Here is an 18137-nt window from a genome sequence, read left to right as displayed (position 1 = left end):
GCCGGCATCGACCCCGTCGAGCCGGCGACGATCACGGGGCCTTCGGTATGGGCGGCGACCCGGGCCGCCTCGGCCTCGATGAGCCGATCGCGGCGGGCCGCCGGCTCGATGGTCCGCCGCTCGGCCAGCACGGTCGGCCAGTAGTCGCGGGCGATCCGCAGGAACTTCAGCGTCAGGCTCCAATACGCATCGTGCTCGGCCGGGACCAGCGTGTCGAGCCGGTCCCAGGAGACTCCGCGGGTCGTCATGTCGTCCATCAGCCGGGCGAGCTGGTCGGCCATGGCGAGCGCCGCGGCCGGCGTGTCGACCACGACCGGCGGCTCTTCGGCGTGCCGGGGCCGCAGCGATTTCGCCCAGGCCAGCACCAGCTGCGCGAGCAGCAGCCGGCGCGACAGGCTCGACAGGGCCGGGGGCAGATCGAGCGCGTCCGGCAGGGCGCCGTCGGCGGACGCGCCGCTCGCGGAGGCGAAGGCGAGCTCGTCCTCGTCGATGTCCCCGAGCGCGACGATCCGGGGCAGGACGGCGCCGTCGCGTCCGAGCGCGTCGAAGAACGCGTCGCGGGCGATCCGGCAGGCCCGCCGGGTCGGCAGATAGAGGGTCGCGGCGGCGAGCGCCAACGGATCGCGGGCACCGGAGAAGCCCGGCACCAGCCGGCCCTCCAGCAGGGCGGCCACCAGGGTCGGCAGGAACGGCACGGCGGCCGGGATGGTGAACACGCGGGGAGCTGGGAGCATACGGCCAGCTTAACGGATTCGCCGGATGCCATACGGGTCCGCATTTGCCTTTCTTGTGCGGCTCTCCGGTTCCGACTAGTGTGCCGGGTCGCCGGGCCCCGGGTTCGGTACCAGTCCCGGAACGGCAAGCTTTCCAGAGATTTGGTAGACCGGCGGTCGATCCGCAGGGCGGCGGCAGGACGGGTCGGCGCGATGCCGCGCCGGGCTCCGGAGGCAGCGAGAGGATTCGTGCGCTACATCTCCACCCGCGGCGAGGCTCCGCCGCTCGGCTTCATGGACGTGACACTCGCGGGACTGGCCCGCGACGGCGGCCTCTACGTACCGGAAACCTGGCCGACGCTCGATCCGGCCGCCATCGCAGGGTTCGCGGGACGCCCCTACGCCGAGGTCCTGGCCGACGTGGTCGCGCCTTTCGCGGTCGGCTCGCTCGCCACGTCCGAGCTCGCCCGGATGGCCCGCGAGGCCTACGAGACGTTCCGCCACCCGGCCGTGGTGCCGCTCGTCCAGGTCGCACCCAACACCTTCGTGCTCGAGCTCTTCCACGGCCCGACGCTCGCCTTCAAGGACCTCGCCATGCAGGTGCTGTCGCGCCTGATGGATCACGCTCTGGCGGCGCGCGGCGAGCGCTCCACCATCGTGGTGGCGACCTCGGGCGACACCGGCGGGGCCGCCGTCGAGGCGTTCCGCGGCTCGGCCCAGGCGGATCTCTTCGTGCTGTACCCGCAGGGGCGCATCTCCGACGTCCAGCGCCGGATGATGACGACGGCGGGGGCCGATAACGTCCATGCGCTCGCCATCGCCGGCACGTTCGACGACTGCCAGGCGATCGTGAAGGGCCTGTTCAACGACCATCCGTTCCGCGACGCCGTGCGGCTGTCCGGCGTTAACTCGATCAACTTCGCCCGGCTGGTCGCCCAGGTCGTCTATTACTTCGCCGCCGCGGCCGCCCTCGGGGCGCCGCACCGAAAGGTCGCCTTCACGGTGCCGACCGGCAATTTCGGCGACGTGTTCTCGGGCTATGTCGCGGCCCGCATGGGCCTGCCGATCGACAAGCTGCTGGTCGCCACCAACGTGAACGACATTTTGGCCCGGACGCTGGCGACCGGCACCTATCAGGTCCGCGACGTGGTGCCGACCACCTCGCCGTCGATGGACATCCAGGTGTCGTCGAACTTCGAGCGGCTGCTGTTCGAGGCCTTCGACCGCGACCCCAGGCCGGTGCGCGCCGCCATGGCGTCGCTCGCCAAGAGCCAGAGTTTCTCGGTGACGGCCCGCTCGCTCGGCGCGATGCGGGCGCTGTTCTCGGCCGACCGGGCCGCCGAGGAGGAGGTCGCCGCGACGATCCGCACGGTGCGGCGCGAAGCCGGCTATCTGCTCGATCCGCACACCGCGGTCGCCATGGCGGTGGCCGAGAAGGAGCCGCGCGACCCGTCGATCCCGATGGTCGTGCTCTCCACGGCGCATCCGGCCAAGTTTCCCGACGCTGTCGAGGCCGCCTGCGGCATTCGGCCGGCGTTGCCGGACTGGCTCGCCGATCTCGGCGGCCGTCTCGAGACGTCGACCATGCTGCCGGCCGATCTGGCCGCCGTCGCCACCTACATCCGCACCCACAGCCGTGCCGCCAGCGCCGGCGCAGGAGCAGCCGCATGACCGTCGAGGTGTCGCGCCTTCCGTCCGGCCTGATCGTCGTCACCGACGACATGCCGCATCTCGAGACGGCCTCGCTCGGTGTCTGGGTCAACTGCGGCAGCCGGCACGAGCGCTCCGACGAGCACGGCATCTCGCATTTCCTCGAGCACATGGCGTTCAAGGGAACGAGAAACCGCACGGCGCGCCAGATCGCCGAGGAGATCGAGGCGGTCGGCGGTGACCTCAATGCCGCGACCGGCGTCGAGGTCACGGCCTACTACGCGCGGATGCTGCGCGACGACGTGCCCCTCGCCTTGGAGGTGCTGGCCGACATCCTCTCGAATCCGCGCTTCGACGACGACGAGATCGCGCGCGAGAAGAACGTGATCATCCAGGAGATCGGCGCCCTCGAGGACACGCCCGACGACCTGGTGTTCGATTTCCTGCAGGCGACCGCCTACGCCAACCAGCCGGTCGGCCGCTCGATCCTCGGCACCCCGGCGACCGTCCGGGCCGTCGATGCGCCGATGCTGCGCGACTATCTGGGTCGCAACTATCGCGGGCCCGGCACCGTGGTGGCAGCGGCCGGCGCGGTCGACCACGCGGCGGTGCTGCGCGACGTGGAGCGGCTGTTCGACGGCTTCTCGGGGCCGGCGCGGGGCCGGCCCGAGCCGGCGCGCTTCCGCGGCGGCGTCCACATCGAGGGGCGCGACCTCGAGCAGGCGCATCTCGCGCTGGCGCTCGAAGGCGTTCCGCAGCGCGACCCCACACTCTACAGCCTGCAGGTGTTCACCAACGTGCTGGGCGGCGGGATGTCGTCGCGGCTGTTCCAGGAGGTCCGCGAGACCCGCGGGCTGTGCTACTCGATCTACTGCTTCCATTCGCCCTATGCCGACACTGGGCTGTTCGGGCTCTATGCCGGCACCGACGCCGCCGACGCCCAGGAGCTGATGCGGGTCGTCGTCGACGAGATGGAGGCGGCGGCCGAGCAGCTCACCGAGGCCGAGGTCAACCGCGCCAAGGCGCAGATGAAGTCCGGCCTGCTGATGGCCCTGGAGAGCTCCGGCGCCCGGGCCGAGCAGCTCGCCCGGCAGATGATCATCCACGACCGGGTGATGTCGATCGACGAGATCGTGGCGCGGGTCGATGCCGTGACGGTGGAGAGCGCGCGGGCCGCCGGGCGGTCCCTTTTGGCGCGCTCGCGGCCGGCCGTCGCGGCGCTCGGCCCCGGTGGGCTTGAATCGGCGGCAGCAATCGCCGAAAGTCTCGCCTTGAAAGCGGCGTGACCGGTCCGGCGCCAGCCGGACGGACAGCGACCAGCGCGCGACCTGGACCATGGCGTTCTTCCGCACCGTCAGTCTCGCCGAGCCGGCAGGGACGATCGAGGGCAAGGGGGTGGTCCTGCGGCCGCCCCAAATGTCCGATTTCGAGGAATGGGCGGTGCTGCGCGAGCAGAGCCGCGAGTTCCTGACGCCCTGGGAGCCGACCTGGCCGATGGACGACCTCACCCGCGGGGCGTTCCGGCGGCGCCTGAAGCGCTACGCCGAGGACCAGCGGTCCGACCAGTCCTATGCGTTCTTCATCTTCCGCAGTCCCGACCGGGTGCTGGTCGGGGGGCTGACGCTCGCCAATGTCCGGCGTGGCGTCGCCCAGGCCGGCAGCATCGGCTACTGGATGGGCGCGCCCTTCGCTCGGCGCGGGTTCATGACGGCGGCGGTACGGGCGCTGGTGCCCTACGCCTTCTCGGCGCTGCGGCTGCACCGGCTCGAAGCGGCCTGCATCCCGACCAACGCGCCGTCGATGCGGCTGCTGGAATCCTGCGGCTTCACCCGCGAGGGCTATGCGCGCCAATATCTCTGCATCAACGGCTTGTGGCAGGATCACCTGCTCTTCGCCCGACTGAAGGACGATCCGCCGGGGTGAGCATGGCGGACCGGCATCGGCGGTACGGGGGGCCGGCGCCTTGGACCTGCCACGGTTGGGCAGGACAAGGGCGGTCCGAACAGCGTTACGGGTGGGACATCATGGTGGGGCGAAACCGGATCGGCATGGCAGGACGGCTCGGATGCCTGATGGCCGGCCTCCTCGCGGCCGGCATGGTCGGCGCGTGCTCGTCGACCGACGAGTTCTTCAATGGACAGCCGGCCCCGCCGGAAAAGTCGAGCTCGACAGGCTTCGCCGACCGGTTCCGCAGCCTGTTCGGCAGCAGTGCCGAGGCACAGGCCGCGGTCCCCGCCCAGGCGCAGCCGGGCGGCGGCTCGACGCTGTCGTCGCTCGACGTCGATTGCCCCTCCGTGGACATCCGCCAGGGCGCGTCGACCCTGCAGATGAACGCCCCGGGCAGCGACCAGGCGATGGGCCTGCGCTACCAGGCGACGTTCGGCCGGACGGCGCGCCAATGCACCGTCAGTGCCGGCACGCTCGCCATCAAGATCGGCGTGCAGGGACGGCTGATTCTCGGGCCGGCCGGCGGCCCCGGCGAGACCCAGATTCCGCTCCGCTATGCGCTGGTGAAGGAGGGAATCGAGCCCAAGACCATCTGGTCGAAGCTCTACATGCTTCCGGTCCAGGTGCCGCCGGGCCAGCCCAACGTGCCGTTCACCCATGTGGCCGAGGACATGGTGGTGCCGGTGCCGCCGCCGGCGGATCTCGACCATTACGTGATCTATGTCGGCTTCGACCCGCAGGGCGCCGTGCACGAGAAGAAGCCCGTCCGCAAGCCGCGGCAGGGGTAGGCCGCTGCCCGACCGGTGCGGCGACGAGCTGCAGCACAAACAAAAACGCCCGCGGACACCGCGGGCGTTTTTGTTTGGAAAAGGCCGTTCGGCTCAGTTGAGCTTGGCCGCGAGATCCTTGATGCCGTCGGTCAGGAGCTTGGTCGCAACCTGGCCCTTGACCGTCTCGGTCAGGAGCGTCTCGGCGGCCGCGACGGCGGCCTCGGCGGCGGCGCTCTTCACCTCGGCGACCGCCTGTGCCTCGGCCTGGGCGATCTTGGTCTCGGCCATCTTGGTGCGCCGGACCACGAACTCCTCGACCTTGGCCTTGCCTTCGGCCTGCAGGCGCTCGCCCTCGGCCCTGGCGTTGGCGACGATCGCCTCGGCTTCCTTCTCGGCCTCCTGGCGCCGCCGCTGATATTCGGCCAGCAGCGCCTCCGCCTCGCCGCGCAGGCGGCGGGCCTCGTCGAGTTCCGCCTGGACGCGGCGGGTCCGGTCGTCGAGCGCGCCCGTGACCGTCTTGTGGGCGCCGAGCTTCAGGAGCACGAGCAGCAGCAGCACGAAGGCGACGGCCACCCAGAATTCGGCTTCGTAGATCATCGACGCGCCCTTCAGCGTTTCAGCACGTGGTCGACGGCCGCCGCGGCCGCCGCCTCGCTCGGTGCCTTGCCGAGGAGCCGGCCGACGATCGCGCCGGTCGCATCGACCGCGATGCCACGCACGTTCGCCATCGCGGCGGTTTTGCTCGCCGCGATCGACTTCTCGGCCGCTGCGAGCTTGTCGGCGAGCTCGGCCTCGACGGACTTGCGATGCGCCTCCGATTCGGCGGCGAGGCGCTCGCGCGTCTCGGTCGCGATCGTGTGGGCGCGGTTGCGCGCGTCGGCGAGCGCCTTCTCGTAGCTCGCCACAGCCGCGTCGGCGTCGCCCTTCAGGCGAACCGCCTCCGCGAGGTCGCCGTCGATCCGGCTGCGCCGGTCGGCCAGGATACCGGCCATCCGGGGCAGCGCGATCTTGGAGACCATCGCGTAGAGGACGACGAAGCAGAGTGCGAGCCAGAAGAGCTGGGACGCGTAGGTCTCCGCCTTGAAGGGCGGAAAACCGCCGCCGTGCTCGGAGGCCGGGACGTGTTCCGTCGTCGCCTGGGTCGGCTGGGCCATCGCCCCCTCCCTGTCAAACGTGTCGCGCGGACGCCGGGCGTCCGCGGGTCACGGCACGCGGATCGTCAGACGGCGAACAGCAGCAGCAGCGCGATCAGCAGCGAGAAGATGCCGAGCGCTTCCGTGATGGCGAAGCCGAAGATCAGGTTGCCGAACTGGCCCTGGGCGGCGGACGGGTTGCGCAGCGCGGCCGACAGATAGCTGCCGAAAATCTGGCCGACGCCGAGCGCGGCGCCACCCATGCCGATGCAGGCGATGCCGGCGCCGATGTACTTGGCGGCGATCGGATCCATGTGGAAGCTCCTTCTTTCGTGCTGGATTGAGGATCGGTTGGTCGTTCAGTGGCCCGGATGCAGGGCGTCGCTCAGGTAGATGCAGGTGAGAAGCGTGAAGACATAGGCTTGCAGGAAGGCGACCAGCAGCTCGAGCGCGGTCAGCGCCGTCACCATGGTGAGCGGCAGAATTCCGCCGATCCAGCCGACCACGCCGAGCGCACCGCCGAGCCCGGCGACGAAACCGGCGAACACCTTCAGCGTGATGTGGCCGGCCAGCATGTTGGCGAACAGACGCACGCTGTGGGAGATGGGCCGCGACAGGAACGACACGATCTCGATCAGCACCACGAAGGGCAGGATGTAGCCCGGAATGCCGTGCGGCACGAACAGGCGGAAGAAGCCGAGCCCGTGCGAATAGAGCCCGTAGCCGATGACGGTGAAGAAGACGAGCAGCGCCAGCGTCGCCGTCACCACGATGTGGCTCGTCACCGTGAACGTGTAGGGGACGATGCCGATGATGTTGGCGAACAGGATGAAGGTGAACAGGGAGAACACCAGCGGGAAGAACCGCATGCCCTCCTCGCCGGCGGTCGACCTGATCATGTCGGCGACGAACTCGTAGGTCACCTCCGCCATCGATTGGAGGCGGCCCGGAACGAGCTGGCGACCGGCCGTCGTGCCGATCATCAGGAAGCCCGTGACGGCGACGGCCGCCATCATGAAGACGGCCGAGTTGGTGAGCTGGAGCCCGGTCCCGCCGAGCGGGACGAGATCGACGATCTCGAACTGATGAATCGGATCGGCCATGACCTCGCAGGTCCCCTTCCTTACAATGCCGCCGGTCTCGTCGCCGCCGACGCCTGTGGCGCCGTCAGGCGTCGCGATTGTCCTTGCCTTGTTCCGGCACCACGCCGGCGGCGCGCATCAGGTTGAGCACGCCGGCCGCGAAGCCGACCAGCAGAAACACGATCATCCCCCACGGCGAGATGCCGAGCCAATGGTCGAGAGACCAGCCGATCACGGCGCCGACGATCACGCCCGCGACCAGCTCGGAGGAGAGCCGGAACCCGCGGGCAAACCCCGCGAAGCGCGCGCCCGATCGCGGTGCCGACGCATCGTTCGACGGATTGCTCGGCCGTTGCCGGTCGAGCTTTTCGCCGAGACGCTGGAGCCTCGCGGAGAGATCGGCTTCCTCGGCCGAGCGGTCGTCCCTGTCGCGCGCGTTCGGGGCCATGATGTCGCCTCCCGCGCAACGACGTCCGGTCGGACGTCCGCCCCCCGCCAAAGCCGCGCGGACCATACTGACCAGGGTCGAGCGAGTCAAGAATTCGGCAACCCTTTGTGGGCGGTGCAGCGAAGCCACTAACCCCTTTGTTCCGGCCCGGTTATCCGGCACGGCGCCGGGCGCGCTGCCGCACCGGCGCACGGGTGCCGATTTGCCGCAATCGGCGTTAAGCTCGACAAGCGACTCCGCGCGTCGCGAGCCGCCGACCATAGCCGAGAGGACCCCCGATGATTCGACGCCCCGTGGTGGCGGCCGCGATCCTGCTTCCCGCGCTCGTCGCGCTGGCGCCGGCCGCCTTCAGCCAGAGCCCGCCGGGCGGGATCCCGTCCCTGCCGCCCGACGCCGACACCAACCGGTTCAGCTATCATCGGACCAACGACGGGTTCGCCAGGCTCGACCTGCGGACCGGCCAGGTCTCCCTGTGCAGCCTGCGCTCGGCGGGCTGGGCCTGCCAGGCGGCGCCCGACGACCGTACCGCCTTCGAGAGCGAGATCAGCCGGCTTCAAGCCGAGAATGCGGCCCTCAAGAAGGCGATGCTCGACCGCGGCCTGCCGCTCCCGAGCGGGGTGAAGCCGGAGGCCGTCACCCCGGCCCCGGAGGCCGGGCGGAGCGGCGATGCCGATCTCGACCGGGCCTTGAACTTCGTCGAGCGTGCCTGGCGACGGCTCATCGAGATGATGGGCAATCTCCAGCGCGATCTCGGGAAGACCTGAGCGAGCGGACCATGGCCGGAACCCTGAGCTCGATCCGCACCGCGGCGGTGACCCGGGTCGCCACCACGACCCTGACGGTCGCGACCCGCGGCGCCGGCTTCACCGACATCACCGACGAGGCCCGGCGTTTCGTCGAAGCGGCGGGTGGCCGGCACGGAACCTTGCTTCTCTTCATGCGCCATACCTCGGCGTCGCTGACCATCCAGGAGAACGCCGACCCGGATGTGAGGACCGACCTCGTCACGGCGCTCGACCGGCTCGCCCCGACCGACGCCGGTTGGGTCCACGACGCCGAAGGGCCGGACGACATGCCGGCGCATGTGAAAACGATGCTGATCGGGGTGTCGCTCGCCGTGCCGGTGGTGGGCGGGACGCTCGCGCTGGGCACTTGGCAGGGCATCTACGTGGCCGAGCACCGGGCCCGCCCGCACCGGCGCGAGGTGATGCTCCAGTTCCTGGGCGAGACGGCCTGAGAGCCGGTGCTTCCGGTCCGCAGCGCCGTCGGCGGGCCGCCGCCCCGAGTTCGGGCCCGTTTCATTCGGCGTATTATCGGCACAAGCCCCGATTGGGCCGCGCGCGCATTTGTCCTATGATCGCGTCCAGCGGGCGGAGGCCCGGCGCCGGGAGTCCGGCCGGGCCGCGCACGACCACGCCCGAATCAAGGGGCAGGATTCGACTTGAGTGACATCACGTTCTACCGACTGGTGATCGCCGACGACCATCCCCTCTTCCGCGGCGCGATGCGGGAGGCGGTATCGGGGCTCTTCGAGCGGATCGAGATCGCAGAGGCCGGTTCGTTCGAACAGATCACCGAGCTTCTGGATCGCGGCGGCGACGTCGATCTCATCCTCCTCGACCTCGCGATGCCGGGGGTCCGCGGATTTTCAGGGCTTCTCTATCTGCGGGCTCAGTATCCGAGCGTCCCGGTCGTGGTCGTGTCGGCGACCGATGATCCGAGCGTCATCCGCCGCTGCATGGATTTCGGCGCCGCCGGCTACATTCCCAAGACGCTCGGCGTCGACGTCATGCGCCAGGGCATCACGGCGGTGCTGCAGGGCAGCCTGTGGACCCCGCCCGACATCGATCTCGATGCGAGAGCCGATCCCGAGACCTCGGCCGCGCTCGCCCGCTTCTCCACCCTGACCCCGCAGCAGGTGCGGGTCTTGATGATGCTGTCGGAGGGGCTGCTCAACAAGCAGATCGCCTACGAGCTCTCGGTCTCCGAGGCGACCGTGAAGGCGCATGTCTCGGCCATCCTGCAGAAGCTGGGCGTCGAGAGCCGCACTCAGGCCGTGATCGCGGCCTCCAAGATCGAGATCGGCCAGTGGCCGCCGGCGCCTGCCGCGCAGCACTGAGCGGAGGAGAGCGCCCCGTCCTCAGTCGATCTCCACCTCGGCCTCGATCTCCACCGGAATGCCGAAGGGCAGCTCGGCGACGCCGATCGCCGAGCGGGCGTGCTGGCCGCGCTCCGGCCCGAACACCGCGAGGATCAGGTCCGAGAAGCCGTTGACGACGTGCGGCATCTCCTGAAAGCCCGGCGCGCTGGTCACCATCCCGAACACCCGCACCCACGCCGTGACCCGGTCGAGGCTGCCGAGCTCGCGCCTGAGGCTCGCCAGGATGGCGAGGCCGGTGAGCCGGGCCGCCTCGTTGGCCTGGGCGATCGTCACGCCGTCGCCGACCCGCCCCGGCGGGGCGAACATCCGGCCGTCCGGCAGCACCGGGCCGTGACCCGAGATCGCGGCGCGACGCCCGACCACGCGAACCGGCGCGAAGGGCAGCACGGTGCCGGGTGGAAGCTGCGGCACGGGCGGCAGGACCAGGCCGAGCTCGGACAGCCGGGCATCGATCGACATGCGGACCTCCTTCGAGCGGCCTCCAGGGGAGGCCTGAAATAAAAAGCGCGGGCCGAAGCCCGCGCAAGATCGTCCAGGTCGAAACAATCAGGCCGAATACCCGACCACGTCGGGCCGCGCCGGAGCGTGCCTCACTCGGCCGCGATGGCGTTGGTCGGCTTCAGCGGGAGCTGCAGGCGCTCCCACACGTCGACCAGCGCCTCGGCCAGCTCGTGGATCAGCGCGTCCTCGTGATAGGGCGAGGGCGTGATGCGCAGCCGCTCGGTGCCGACCGGCACGGTCGGGTAGTTGATCGGCTGGATGTAGATGCCGTGCTCCTCGAGCAGCATGTCGGTCGCCGCCTTGCACTTCTCGGCATCGCCGACGAACACCGGCACGATGTGGGTGTCGGTCGGCATCACCGGCAAGCCGGCGGTCGACAGCACCGCTTTCACCTGGGCGGCGCGATCCTGGTGGCGCTCGCGTTCCCAGGTCGAGGTCTTGAGGTGCTTGATGGCCGCCGTGGCCGCGGCGCAGACGGCCGGCGGCAGCGCGGTGGTGAAGATGAAGCCGGGCGCATAGGAGCGCACCGCGTCGACGAGAGCCCGGCTGCCCGTGATGTAGCCGCCGAGGCAGCCGAAGGCCTTCGCCAGAGTCGCCTCGATCACGTCGATGCGCGCCATCTCGCCCTGGTGCTCGGCCTGACCGCCGCCGCGCGCCCCGTACATGCCGACCGCGTGGACCTCGTCGATATAGGTCATCGCGTTGTATTTCTCGGCCAGGTCGCAGATCTTGCCGATCGGCGAGACGTCGCCGTCCATCGAGTACAGGCCCTCGAAGACGATCAGCTTGGCCCGCTCCTTGCCGGCCTTCTTGAGCAGATCCTCGAGATGCTCGACGTCGTTGTGGCGCCACACCATCTTGTCGGTGCCGGCATTGCGCACGCCCGTGATCATCGAGTTGTGGTTCAGCGCGTCCGACAGGATCAGGCAGTTCGGCAGCAGCTTGGCGATGGTCGAGATGCCGGCGTCGTTGGACACGTAGCCGGACGTGAAGACCAGGCCGGCTTCCTTCCCGTGCAGGTCCGCGAGCTCCTGCTCGAGCAGCACCAGCGGGTGGTTGTTGCCCGCGATGTTGCGCGTGCCGCCGGCGCCGGCGCCCATGCGGGTCGCGGTTTCGACCATGGCGCCGATCACCTTCGGGTGCTGGCCCATGCCGAGATAATCGTTGGAGCACCACACGATGACGTCGCGCGGGCCGTCCGGCGTGTGGTGGATGGCGCGCGGGAAGCGACCAGCCAACCGCTCGAGATGGGCGAACACCCGGTAACGACGCTCGTCGTGCAGCCGATTCAACGCGTCGGTGAAATAAGTGTTGTATCCCATTGATTTAGACTCCCCGATCAACGGTCGGCAGAACGCGATAATAACACGTGGTGAGAACAGTTGACAACGTTCGCTGTCACGCTTCCTTGACGTTTGTCAAGGCGAGCGCCAAGAGTCAGGGGTATTATAGTAAGCATGGATCGGGGACTCCATGGACGGCCGGTGGCCCGTGATGAACCCGGGCCTTCGCCGGGCGGCCGGCACGAGACCAGACCTTTCTGGAATTGTCCTAGACGGAGATCAACTCCCAGGGAAGTCCGTCCACGCACTCGTGTCCGCTCTCGGTCACGATGAAGGTGTGGCCGAGAAAGATGCCGAAGCGGCCGTCCGCCGTGATCGGGTTCGGCTCGGCCATGAACACCATGCCGGGCTTGAAGACCTGCTCGAACGGCTCGGCCTCGGTCCGCTCGGTGTAGACGTGGGGCCCGTCGGTAATCAGGTCGATTCCGTGGGCGTGGATCGGCCGCGACTGCACGCCCTGCTCGCGGAAGACGCCGCCGATCTCGCGGATCCGCTCGAGCGGCACGCCCGGCGCGATCGCCTCCGCCATCCGGGCGAAGCAGGGCAGGGTGATGTCCTCCCAGAACCGCTTCACCATGTCGGTCGGCGGGCCGAGGCAGATGGGCGAGCCGATCTGCGCCGTGTAGCCGCGGTATCCGGCCGCCAGCTCCATGTTGATGATGTCGCCCGTCTGCAGCTTTCGTCCCGAGGGGCGCGGATTGCCGAACACCATGGCGGGATCGGCCATCGGCGTCGTGCCGATGATCAGGAAGTCGATGTCACCGCCACCCTCCAGGATCGCGGCCGCGGCCGCCGCCTTGAGCTGGTACTCGGTGACGCCGGGCGCCGCGCGGTTCGCGATCGCCCGCATCGCCGCCTCGCACAGCGCGCCCGCCTTCCGCACGCAATCGAGCTCCTCGGCGCTGTGGATCGACAGCAGCTCGTGCAGGATGCCGTGGGTGAAGACCAGCTCCGCCTCGGGCAGCTTCTCGCGCAGAGTGTTGTACTGGTTGACCGGCAGATGGTCCTTGTGGCGCGGATCGATCTCCATCAGGCCGATGCGGCCCTTGTCGAGCTTCAGTTCGCGGATGCGCTCGGCCATCACTTCGGCATAGCGGCCGCCGCGGCTGCCGCGCACGTCGGAGAGCGCCGCCGAGGTCTCGCGCCGCACCGACTCGGCATGGGTGCCGCCCATCGAGTAGACCAACGTCGGCTCGCCCTCGCGCGGCACCACGACGTAGCAGCACAGCGCATGCCACTCCCAATGGCCGGTCAGCCAGAGCATGCCGCCCCCGAAGCTCCAGTGGCTCGGGCCGCCTGGCACGATCATCACGTCGAGCCCCAGCTCCTGCATCTTGGCCCGCAGGGCGGCGTAGCGGCGCGAGTACTCTTCCTTGGTAAACTGCTCGTACACGGCGTCGCGGTAGTACGGCGTGTTGCGCATCGTGTTGAACGGCTGCCCCTGATCGAGGCGAGCGCTCAGCTCGTTCCAGGGCAGGAACTTTTGCGGCGTCGCAGTGGTGCTGGTGCTCATGGGTGCTTCCCTCCATAAGATGCTGTGATTCGGTTCGGCGCTTTATCGCTGCGACCTCGTGCCGACTGTCTCCTCATGGTGAGGAGCGCTCCGCAGGAGCGCGTCTCGAACCATGGGGCCCCGTCGGGGCCGCCCTCGCCCTTCGAGACGGCTGCTCTGCAGCCTCCTCAGGGTGAGGGCGGAGAGCGATTTCGGGCCGCGGCCGGCGTCGTGTCGTTCAATCCTTACAGGCGCCGATCGTCACCGGGCCGCCGGCGGCCTTCACGGCGTCGTCGGCGATCGACATGTCGACGATCTTGTCGAAGGGCAGCTTCTTGGCCGCGTCGAGATCGCCGTTGTCGACGGCGTTCTGGTGCGTCCATTCGGTGCGCTCGCGCACGAAGCCCTGGTTGACCGAGAGCACGCAAGCCTTGGTGAGGGAGTCGATCGCGAACTCCACCGCGTCGCGCGGCTTTCCGGTCGCCTCGACGATGACCGGCGCCACCTTGTCCTTGTCGCGATAGATCGCCCGGTTCGCCTCGATCATGGCGGCGATCGCGTCGACCAGCAGCGGCCGGTCCTTGGCGATCAGGCTGTCGGCGGCGCCGTAATGATTGAAGGCGAGGTTGGGCAGGAGATCCGCGATGGTCGACAGCACATGCGCGCCGGGCTTCTGCTTGAGCACCAGATAGACGTCCTCCGGGTGCAGCACGACGCCGTCGATCTGCCCGGCGACGAAGCCGGGCAGCCGGCCGGCCGTGCCCTGCGAGACGAACTGCACGTCGCCGGCCGCGAGCCCCGCCTTGCGCAGCACCTCGCGGCCCATCAGCCAGTTGAAGCCGCCGATGCCGCCGGCGGCGCTGAGCCGCTTGCCCTTGAGATCGGCCGGCGTCTTGATCTCGGCCGTCACCACATAGGCTTGCGGCGGACGGGGGGCTAGGCCCCAGATCTGCCGCGCCCTCAGCCCCTGCGCGATGGCGACGTCGGGCAGGTTGGAGATCGCCGTGCCCTGGCCGACCGCCGTCACCGAAGTGCCGGCGGCGCCGCCGTCGAACTGGATGATGTTGGCGTCGACGCAATGCTTGGCGAAGAAGCCGAGCGCCTTCGCCACGAAGGGCGCCGTGTGCACCACGTTGGGCGGCGCCACCGCGACGCCGATGTTGAGCTTGCGCAGGCCCTGCGGACAGCTTTGGGCCTGGGCGGCGGCCGGCGAGCCTGACAGAACGACGGCGAGGCCGGCGACGGCGGCTGCTCCGGTGACGGACAGCGAACGGCGTGTCTGCATGGCGTGGGTTCCTGGGCGTTTCCTGGGGCGGTTTTCTTGTTTGTGAGGCGTGTCGGTCGGCAGGTGCCGCGGCTGGTGAGGTGGCCGCAGAATCGTGTCGGGAGAGGCAGCTCGTGTCGGCCCGTGGGCCGGCACGGCACGGGCGGCGGGCCACTCAATCCTGGTCGCGGGCCGCGGTCCAGGGGGCGACCTTCAGCTCCAACAGGCGCAGCAGCGCCGTGAGCGTCACGCCGAGCACGCCGAGCGTCACGATCGGCACGAACATCTTGTCGACCTGATAGGTGCTCGCCGTGCGGACGATCAGGTAGCCGATGCCGGAGATCGCCGTGTAGAGATCGGCCAGCACCATGCCGATCAGCCCGCGGCCGACCGCGAGCCGCAGCCCGGTGACGATGAACGGCAGGGCGCCGGGCAGGATGATGTTGGTCCACAATTGCCGCTCGCTGCAGCGGAACGCGCGGCCGACCTCGAGCAGCCGCGGATCGACGTTCTTGACGCCCTGATAGGTGTTGATCGCCATCGGGAAGAAGGCGAACAGGAACAGGATGATCACCTTGGCCGTGGTCTCGAACCCGGCCCACAGCACGATCAGCGGCACCAGCGCGACGCTCGGCGTCGAGTACAGGAACGTGATGTAGACGCCGAGCGCGACGTCGAGCACGCGGAAGCGCGCCAGCAGCAGCCCGATCGCGACGCCGGCGACCGCCGCCGTGGTGAGGCCGAGGAACAGCACGACCAGGCTGGGCCACAGATAGGTCCACAGCTCGCCGCTGCCGATCATCGTCACGGCGGCCCGCGCGATGGCGGAGGGCGTGGTGAACAGCACCGGGTCGACGCGGGCGCCGAAGAACTCCCACAGGCCGAGCACGATGGCGAGTGACACGATGCGGATGACGGCGTTCTCGGCGCTGCGTCGCCAGCGGCGGTTCGTGGCGGCCCTGCGGGCGTTCTCGCGCTCGACGCCTTCGCGTTCGGCGCTGTCGTCGAGCGTGACGGTGGGATCGGCCGATTGCACCGTCATCACGCCACCTCGCGGGTCTTCGCCGCCCGTTTCGGCGCGGTGTGGAGCTGGTGCCAGATATGGGCACGCAGCTCGGCGAAGCGCGGATCGGAACGCACCGCCTCGGGATCACGCGGGCGGCCGAACGGCATCTCGATCACCTCCTTGAGGCGGCCCGGTCGCGCCGTCATCACGGCCACGCGGTCGCCGAGCAGGATCGCCTCGTCGATCGAATGGGTGATGAACACCATGGTCTTGCGCTCGTCGGGCCGCTCCATCAGCTCGAGCAGCTCGTTCTGCAGGATCTCGCGGGTCTGGGCGTCGAGCGCGGCGAAGGGCTCGTCCATCAGCAGGATCGCCGGGTTGATGGCGAGCGCCCGCACCAGCCCAACCCGCTGCTGCATGCCGCCCGAGAGCTGGTACGGGTAGTGCTGCTCGAAACCGGACAGCCCCGCCAGGTCCAGGTAGTGGCCCACCCGGTCCCGGATCGTCTCGCGCGACGCTCCCGCCATGGCGAGACCGAAGGCGGCGTTCTGGTAGACGGTCTTCCACGGCAGCAGGCCGAAATGCTGGAACACCATCGCGACGGAGTCGGGCGGGCCCGAGACCGCCTTGCCGGCGACCAGGATGTCGCCGGCGCTGAGGTCGATCAGGCCGGCGATGCAGCGCAGGAACGTCGTCTTGCCGCAGCCGCTGGGGCCGACGATGCACAGGATCTCCTGCGTCCGGACCTCCAGATCGAGCTGGCGGAACGCGACGACCGCACCGTCGAGAAACAGCTTGCTGGCGTTGCGCGCACGAATGGCGGCAGCGGGAGGCGTTTCCATGGGCATCCTTTTTTGTGTCCGCCGCGAGCCCAATCGCGCGGCGGGACTGTTCCTGTTACGTAACAAGCGTAAGTTGGCGAATCAATGCTGCGCCGTGACCGCCGGCCTCGGCCCGACCCGGCGGGTCTATGCCGCGGCCCGGCAGCCGCTTCGTGCTTGTCGCGGTGGCGCCCCCGGATTATGGGTGTGCGACCCGCCTCCCGGCGCTCAGGATTTTGTTTAAGTCGTTGCCGACATGGCTCCATTCGTTTCAGATCTCGTCGAACGGGCTCGCCTCACGGCCAGGGCCATCGCCGACTTCGGCGAAAATCTCGTGCGCCCGACCATCCGGATCGGCGTTACCGGCCTGTCGCGCGCCGGCAAGACCGTGTTCATCACGGCGCTGGTGCACGGGCTGGCGCGCGGCGGCCGCTTTCCGGTGTTCACGCCGCTCGCCGACGACACCATCCTGCGCGCCTATCTGGCGCCGCAGCCCGACGACGCGGTGCCCCGGTTCGACTACGAGAGCCATGTCCGGGCCCTGGTGGGCGACCGGGTCTGGCCGGACTCGACGCGCCAGATCAGCGAGTTGCGGGTCGTCATCGAGCACAAGGGCAAGGACGGCCAGGCCCGCACCCTGACGCTCGACATCGTCGACTATCCGGGCGAATGGCTGCTGGACCTGCCGCTGCTCGACAAGACCTACGAGCAGTGGGCGAAGGAGAGCCTGGCGCTGTCTCGGGCCGGGCCGCGGGCCATGCTGGCCGCCTCCTGGCACGCCTACAACGCGACGCTCGACCCGAACGCCCCGGCCGACGAGCAGGTCGCCATCACGGCCGCGCAGCTCTACACCGACTACCTGCGGAGCTGCCGGGAGGAACGCTGGGCCCTGAGCCTGCTGCCGCCTGGCCGGTTCCTGCTGCCCGGCGACCTCGCGGGCTCGCCGGCCCTCACCTTCGCGCCGCTCGCCCTGCCGGCCGAGGCGGCGCCGCCCGAGGGGTCGTTGTGGGCGATGATGAAGCGGCGCTTCGACGCCTACAAGGACATCGTCATCCGGCCGTTCTTCCGCGACCACTTCGCCCGGCTCGATCGCCAGATCGTGCTGGTCGACGTGCTGGCGGCGCTGAACGCCGGCCCGGCCGCGGTCCGTGACCTCGAATTCGCGCTCGCCTCGATCCTCGACTGCTTCCAGGTCGGCCGCCGGACGCTGCTCTCCAGCCTGATCAGCCCGCGGGTCGACCGGGTCCTGTTCGCCGCCACCAAGGCCGACCACCTCCACCAGGTCAGCCACGATCGGCTGGAGGCGATCCTGGGCCGCATGATCGAGCGGGCCGCGAGCCGCGCCCGCTATGCCGGGGCCGAGACCGACGTCGTCGCGCTCGCCGCCGTCCGAGCGACCCGCGAGGCCCGGGTGCGGTCCAACGGGGACGAATTGCCCGCCATCGTCGGGGTGCCGGCCGCGGGCGAGCGGGCCGCCGGTCACCTCTTCGACGGCGAGCGCGAGATCGCGCTTTTCCCGGGCGACCTCCCGGCCGACCCCGAGCGGGTGTTCGACGTCGGCCGGACCGGGTTCCAGGGGCTGGCCGCGGCCTCGCCCGAGGACGCCGAGTTCCGTTTCCTGCGCTTCCGGCCGCCCCGGATCGAGCGTACGGTGGACGGAATGCCGACTCTTCCCCATATCCGCCTGGACCGCGTGCTGCAGTTTCTGATCGGAGATCGATTTCAATGAGCAGCCCAGCCGAATCCCGCCGTCCCGCTGCGTTCAGCCTCGACGACCCCAATGTCGTGATCGGGCCGGCGCCGGCC

General features: G+C 69.6%; 19 protein-coding genes and 1 pseudogene. 8 read left to right on the top strand and 12 right to left on the bottom strand.

Annotated elements, in window-relative coordinates:
* Positions 1-734: pseudogene (locus CH341_RS16845) on the bottom strand (double-strand break repair protein AddB); the annotation flags it as partial.
* A 228-nt stretch (positions 735-962) separates the two neighbouring features.
* On the opposite strand from CH341_RS16845, the gene thrC reads away from it, so the two are divergent.
* The 4 genes from thrC to CH341_RS16825 all read left to right on the top strand — a co-directional run bounded on the left by thrC (position 963) and on the right by CH341_RS16825 (position 5098).
* Positions 963-2384, top strand: coding sequence for a threonine synthase (gene thrC / locus CH341_RS16840; RefSeq protein ID WP_281023051.1), 1422 nt, complete (start codon positions 963-965; stop codon positions 2382-2384).
* On the top strand, positions 2381-3649 hold the full coding sequence (locus tag CH341_RS16835) for a M16 family metallopeptidase (RefSeq protein ID WP_111420167.1): 1269 nt from the start codon (positions 2381-2383) through the stop codon (positions 3647-3649). Before thrC ends, CH341_RS16835 begins: the two co-directional genes overlap by 4 nt.
* 49 nt (positions 3650-3698) lie before the next feature.
* Complete coding sequence (locus tag CH341_RS16830) at positions 3699-4286, top strand: GNAT family N-acetyltransferase (RefSeq protein ID WP_111420166.1); 588 nt, start codon at positions 3699-3701, stop codon at positions 4284-4286.
* 149 nt (positions 4287-4435) lie between these two features.
* Positions 4436-5098 carry a hypothetical protein gene (locus CH341_RS16825; RefSeq protein WP_146604506.1) on the top strand — a complete coding sequence of 221 codons (663 nt, stop codon included), beginning with the start codon at positions 4436-4438 and terminating at the stop codon, positions 5096-5098.
* Positions 5099-5191: 93 nt separating this feature from the next.
* Here CH341_RS16825 and CH341_RS16820 read toward each other — a convergent pair whose 3' ends face one another.
* The 5 genes from CH341_RS16820 to CH341_RS16800 all read right to left on the bottom strand — a co-directional run bounded on the left by CH341_RS16820 (position 5192) and on the right by CH341_RS16800 (position 7872).
* Positions 5192-5677: a F0F1 ATP synthase subunit B family protein gene (locus tag CH341_RS16820; RefSeq protein WP_111420164.1), complete on the bottom strand. Its 486-nt coding sequence runs from the start codon at positions 5675-5677 to the stop codon at positions 5192-5194.
* An 11-nt stretch (positions 5678-5688) separates the two neighbouring features.
* Complete coding sequence (locus CH341_RS16815; RefSeq protein WP_111420163.1) at positions 5689-6234, bottom strand: F0F1 ATP synthase subunit B family protein; 546 nt, start codon at positions 6232-6234, stop codon at positions 5689-5691.
* A 65-nt stretch (positions 6235-6299) separates the two neighbouring features.
* Complete coding sequence (locus CH341_RS16810; RefSeq protein WP_111360051.1) at positions 6300-6527, bottom strand: F0F1 ATP synthase subunit C; 228 nt, start codon at positions 6525-6527, stop codon at positions 6300-6302.
* A 45-nt stretch (positions 6528-6572) separates the two neighbouring features.
* Complete coding sequence (locus CH341_RS16805) at positions 6573-7316, bottom strand: F0F1 ATP synthase subunit A (RefSeq protein ID WP_111420162.1); 744 nt, start codon at positions 7314-7316, stop codon at positions 6573-6575.
* Positions 7317-7380: 64 nt separating this feature from the next.
* A complete protein-coding gene (locus CH341_RS16800; protein WP_342635018.1) occupies positions 7381-7872 on the bottom strand; it encodes an AtpZ/AtpI family protein in 492 nt (163 codons plus the stop codon).
* Positions 7873-8021: 149 nt separating this feature from the next.
* On the opposite strand from CH341_RS16800, the gene CH341_RS16795 reads away from it, so the two are divergent.
* The 3 genes from CH341_RS16795 to CH341_RS16785 all read left to right on the top strand — a co-directional run bounded on the left by CH341_RS16795 (position 8022) and on the right by CH341_RS16785 (position 9862).
* A complete protein-coding gene (locus CH341_RS16795) occupies positions 8022-8507 on the top strand; it encodes a hypothetical protein (protein WP_111420160.1) in 486 nt (161 codons plus the stop codon).
* A gap of 11 nt (positions 8508-8518) precedes the next feature.
* Positions 8519-8980: a secondary thiamine-phosphate synthase enzyme YjbQ gene (locus CH341_RS16790; RefSeq protein WP_111420159.1), complete on the top strand. Its 462-nt coding sequence runs from the start codon at positions 8519-8521 to the stop codon at positions 8978-8980.
* A gap of 204 nt (positions 8981-9184) precedes the next feature.
* Positions 9185-9862, top strand: coding sequence for a response regulator transcription factor (locus CH341_RS16785; protein WP_111420158.1), 678 nt, complete (start codon positions 9185-9187; stop codon positions 9860-9862).
* A gap of 21 nt (positions 9863-9883) precedes the next feature.
* On the opposite strand, the gene CH341_RS16780 is transcribed toward CH341_RS16785, so the two are convergent.
* The 6 genes from CH341_RS16780 to CH341_RS16755 all read right to left on the bottom strand — a co-directional run bounded on the left by CH341_RS16780 (position 9884) and on the right by CH341_RS16755 (position 16352).
* Positions 9884-10363: a RidA family protein gene (locus tag CH341_RS16780; protein ID WP_111420157.1), complete on the bottom strand. Its 480-nt coding sequence runs from the start codon at positions 10361-10363 to the stop codon at positions 9884-9886.
* Positions 10364-10494: 131 nt separating this feature from the next.
* Complete coding sequence (gene hemA / locus CH341_RS16775; RefSeq protein WP_111420156.1) at positions 10495-11727, bottom strand: 5-aminolevulinate synthase; 1233 nt, start codon at positions 11725-11727, stop codon at positions 10495-10497.
* Positions 11728-11956: 229 nt separating this feature from the next.
* The gene (locus tag CH341_RS16770; protein ID WP_111420155.1) at positions 11957-13261 is read right to left on the bottom strand and encodes a M24 family metallopeptidase; all 1305 of its coding nucleotides are present in this window, start codon (positions 13259-13261) and stop codon (positions 11957-11959) included.
* Between the two features lie 217 nt (positions 13262-13478).
* Positions 13479-14525, bottom strand: a complete 1047-nt coding sequence (locus tag CH341_RS16765) for an ABC transporter substrate-binding protein (RefSeq protein WP_111420154.1) — start codon at positions 14523-14525, stop codon at positions 13479-13481.
* Positions 14526-14679: 154 nt separating this feature from the next.
* Entirely contained in the window at positions 14680-15546 is an 867-nt protein-coding gene (locus tag CH341_RS16760) for an ABC transporter permease (RefSeq protein WP_111420153.1), read from the bottom strand.
* Positions 15546-16352, bottom strand: a complete 807-nt coding sequence (locus tag CH341_RS16755) for an ABC transporter ATP-binding protein (protein ID WP_111420152.1) — start codon at positions 16350-16352, stop codon at positions 15546-15548. Before CH341_RS16755 ends, CH341_RS16760 begins: the two co-directional genes overlap by 1 nt.
* Positions 16353-16587: 235 nt before the next feature.
* Between CH341_RS16755 and CH341_RS16750 the strand changes: the two genes are divergently transcribed.
* Complete coding sequence (locus CH341_RS16750) at positions 16588-18060, top strand: YcjX family GTP-binding protein (protein WP_111420151.1); 1473 nt, start codon at positions 16588-16590, stop codon at positions 18058-18060.
* The last annotated feature ends 77 nt before the right edge of the window (positions 18061-18137 follow it).

This window comes from Rhodoplanes roseus, assembly GCF_003258865.1.
GTDB lineage: Bacteria > Pseudomonadota > Alphaproteobacteria > Rhizobiales > Xanthobacteraceae > Rhodoplanes > Rhodoplanes roseus.
Note: the sequence above shows the minus strand (reverse complement) of the source record. Positions and strands in the feature narration are given on the sequence as shown.

What these genes read in the sequence shown, in the direction of transcription:
- CH341_RS16835 (WP_111420167.1), top strand. Translation starts at nt 2,381, where the DNA reads ATGACCGTCGAGGTGTCGCGCCTTCCGTCCGGCCTGATCGTCGTCACC.
- CH341_RS16830 (WP_111420166.1), top strand. Translation starts at nt 3,699, where the DNA reads ATGGCGTTCTTCCGCACCGTCAGTCTCGCCGAGCCGGCAGGGACGATC.
- CH341_RS16825 (WP_146604506.1), top strand. Translation starts at nt 4,436, where the DNA reads ATGGCCGGCCTCCTCGCGGCCGGCATGGTCGGCGCGTGCTCGTCGACC.
- CH341_RS16820 (WP_111420164.1), bottom strand. Translation starts at nt 5,677, where the DNA reads ATGATCTACGAAGCCGAATTCTGGGTGGCCGTCGCCTTCGTGCTGCTG.
- CH341_RS16815 (WP_111420163.1), bottom strand. Translation starts at nt 6,234, where the DNA reads ATGGCCCAGCCGACCCAGGCGACGACGGAACACGTCCCGGCCTCCGAG.
- CH341_RS16810 (WP_111360051.1), bottom strand. Translation starts at nt 6,527, where the DNA reads ATGGATCCGATCGCCGCCAAGTACATCGGCGCCGGCATCGCCTGCATC.
- CH341_RS16805 (WP_111420162.1), bottom strand. Translation starts at nt 7,316, where the DNA reads ATGGCCGATCCGATTCATCAGTTCGAGATCGTCGATCTCGTCCCGCTC.
- CH341_RS16795 (WP_111420160.1), top strand. Translation starts at nt 8,022, where the DNA reads ATGATTCGACGCCCCGTGGTGGCGGCCGCGATCCTGCTTCCCGCGCTC.
- CH341_RS16790 (WP_111420159.1), top strand. Translation starts at nt 8,519, where the DNA reads ATGGCCGGAACCCTGAGCTCGATCCGCACCGCGGCGGTGACCCGGGTC.
- CH341_RS16780 (WP_111420157.1), bottom strand. Translation starts at nt 10,363, where the DNA reads ATGTCGATCGATGCCCGGCTGTCCGAGCTCGGCCTGGTCCTGCCGCCC.
- hemA (WP_111420156.1), bottom strand. Translation starts at nt 11,727, where the DNA reads ATGGGATACAACACTTATTTCACCGACGCGTTGAATCGGCTGCACGAC.
- CH341_RS16770 (WP_111420155.1), bottom strand. Translation starts at nt 13,261, where the DNA reads ATGAGCACCAGCACCACTGCGACGCCGCAAAAGTTCCTGCCCTGGAAC.
- CH341_RS16765 (WP_111420154.1), bottom strand. Translation starts at nt 14,525, where the DNA reads ATGCAGACACGCCGTTCGCTGTCCGTCACCGGAGCAGCCGCCGTCGCC.
- CH341_RS16760 (WP_111420153.1), bottom strand. Translation starts at nt 15,546, where the DNA reads ATGACGGTGCAATCGGCCGATCCCACCGTCACGCTCGACGACAGCGCC.
- CH341_RS16755 (WP_111420152.1), bottom strand. Translation starts at nt 16,352, where the DNA reads ATGGAAACGCCTCCCGCTGCCGCCATTCGTGCGCGCAACGCCAGCAAG.
- CH341_RS16750 (WP_111420151.1), top strand. Translation starts at nt 16,588, where the DNA reads ATGGCTCCATTCGTTTCAGATCTCGTCGAACGGGCTCGCCTCACGGCC.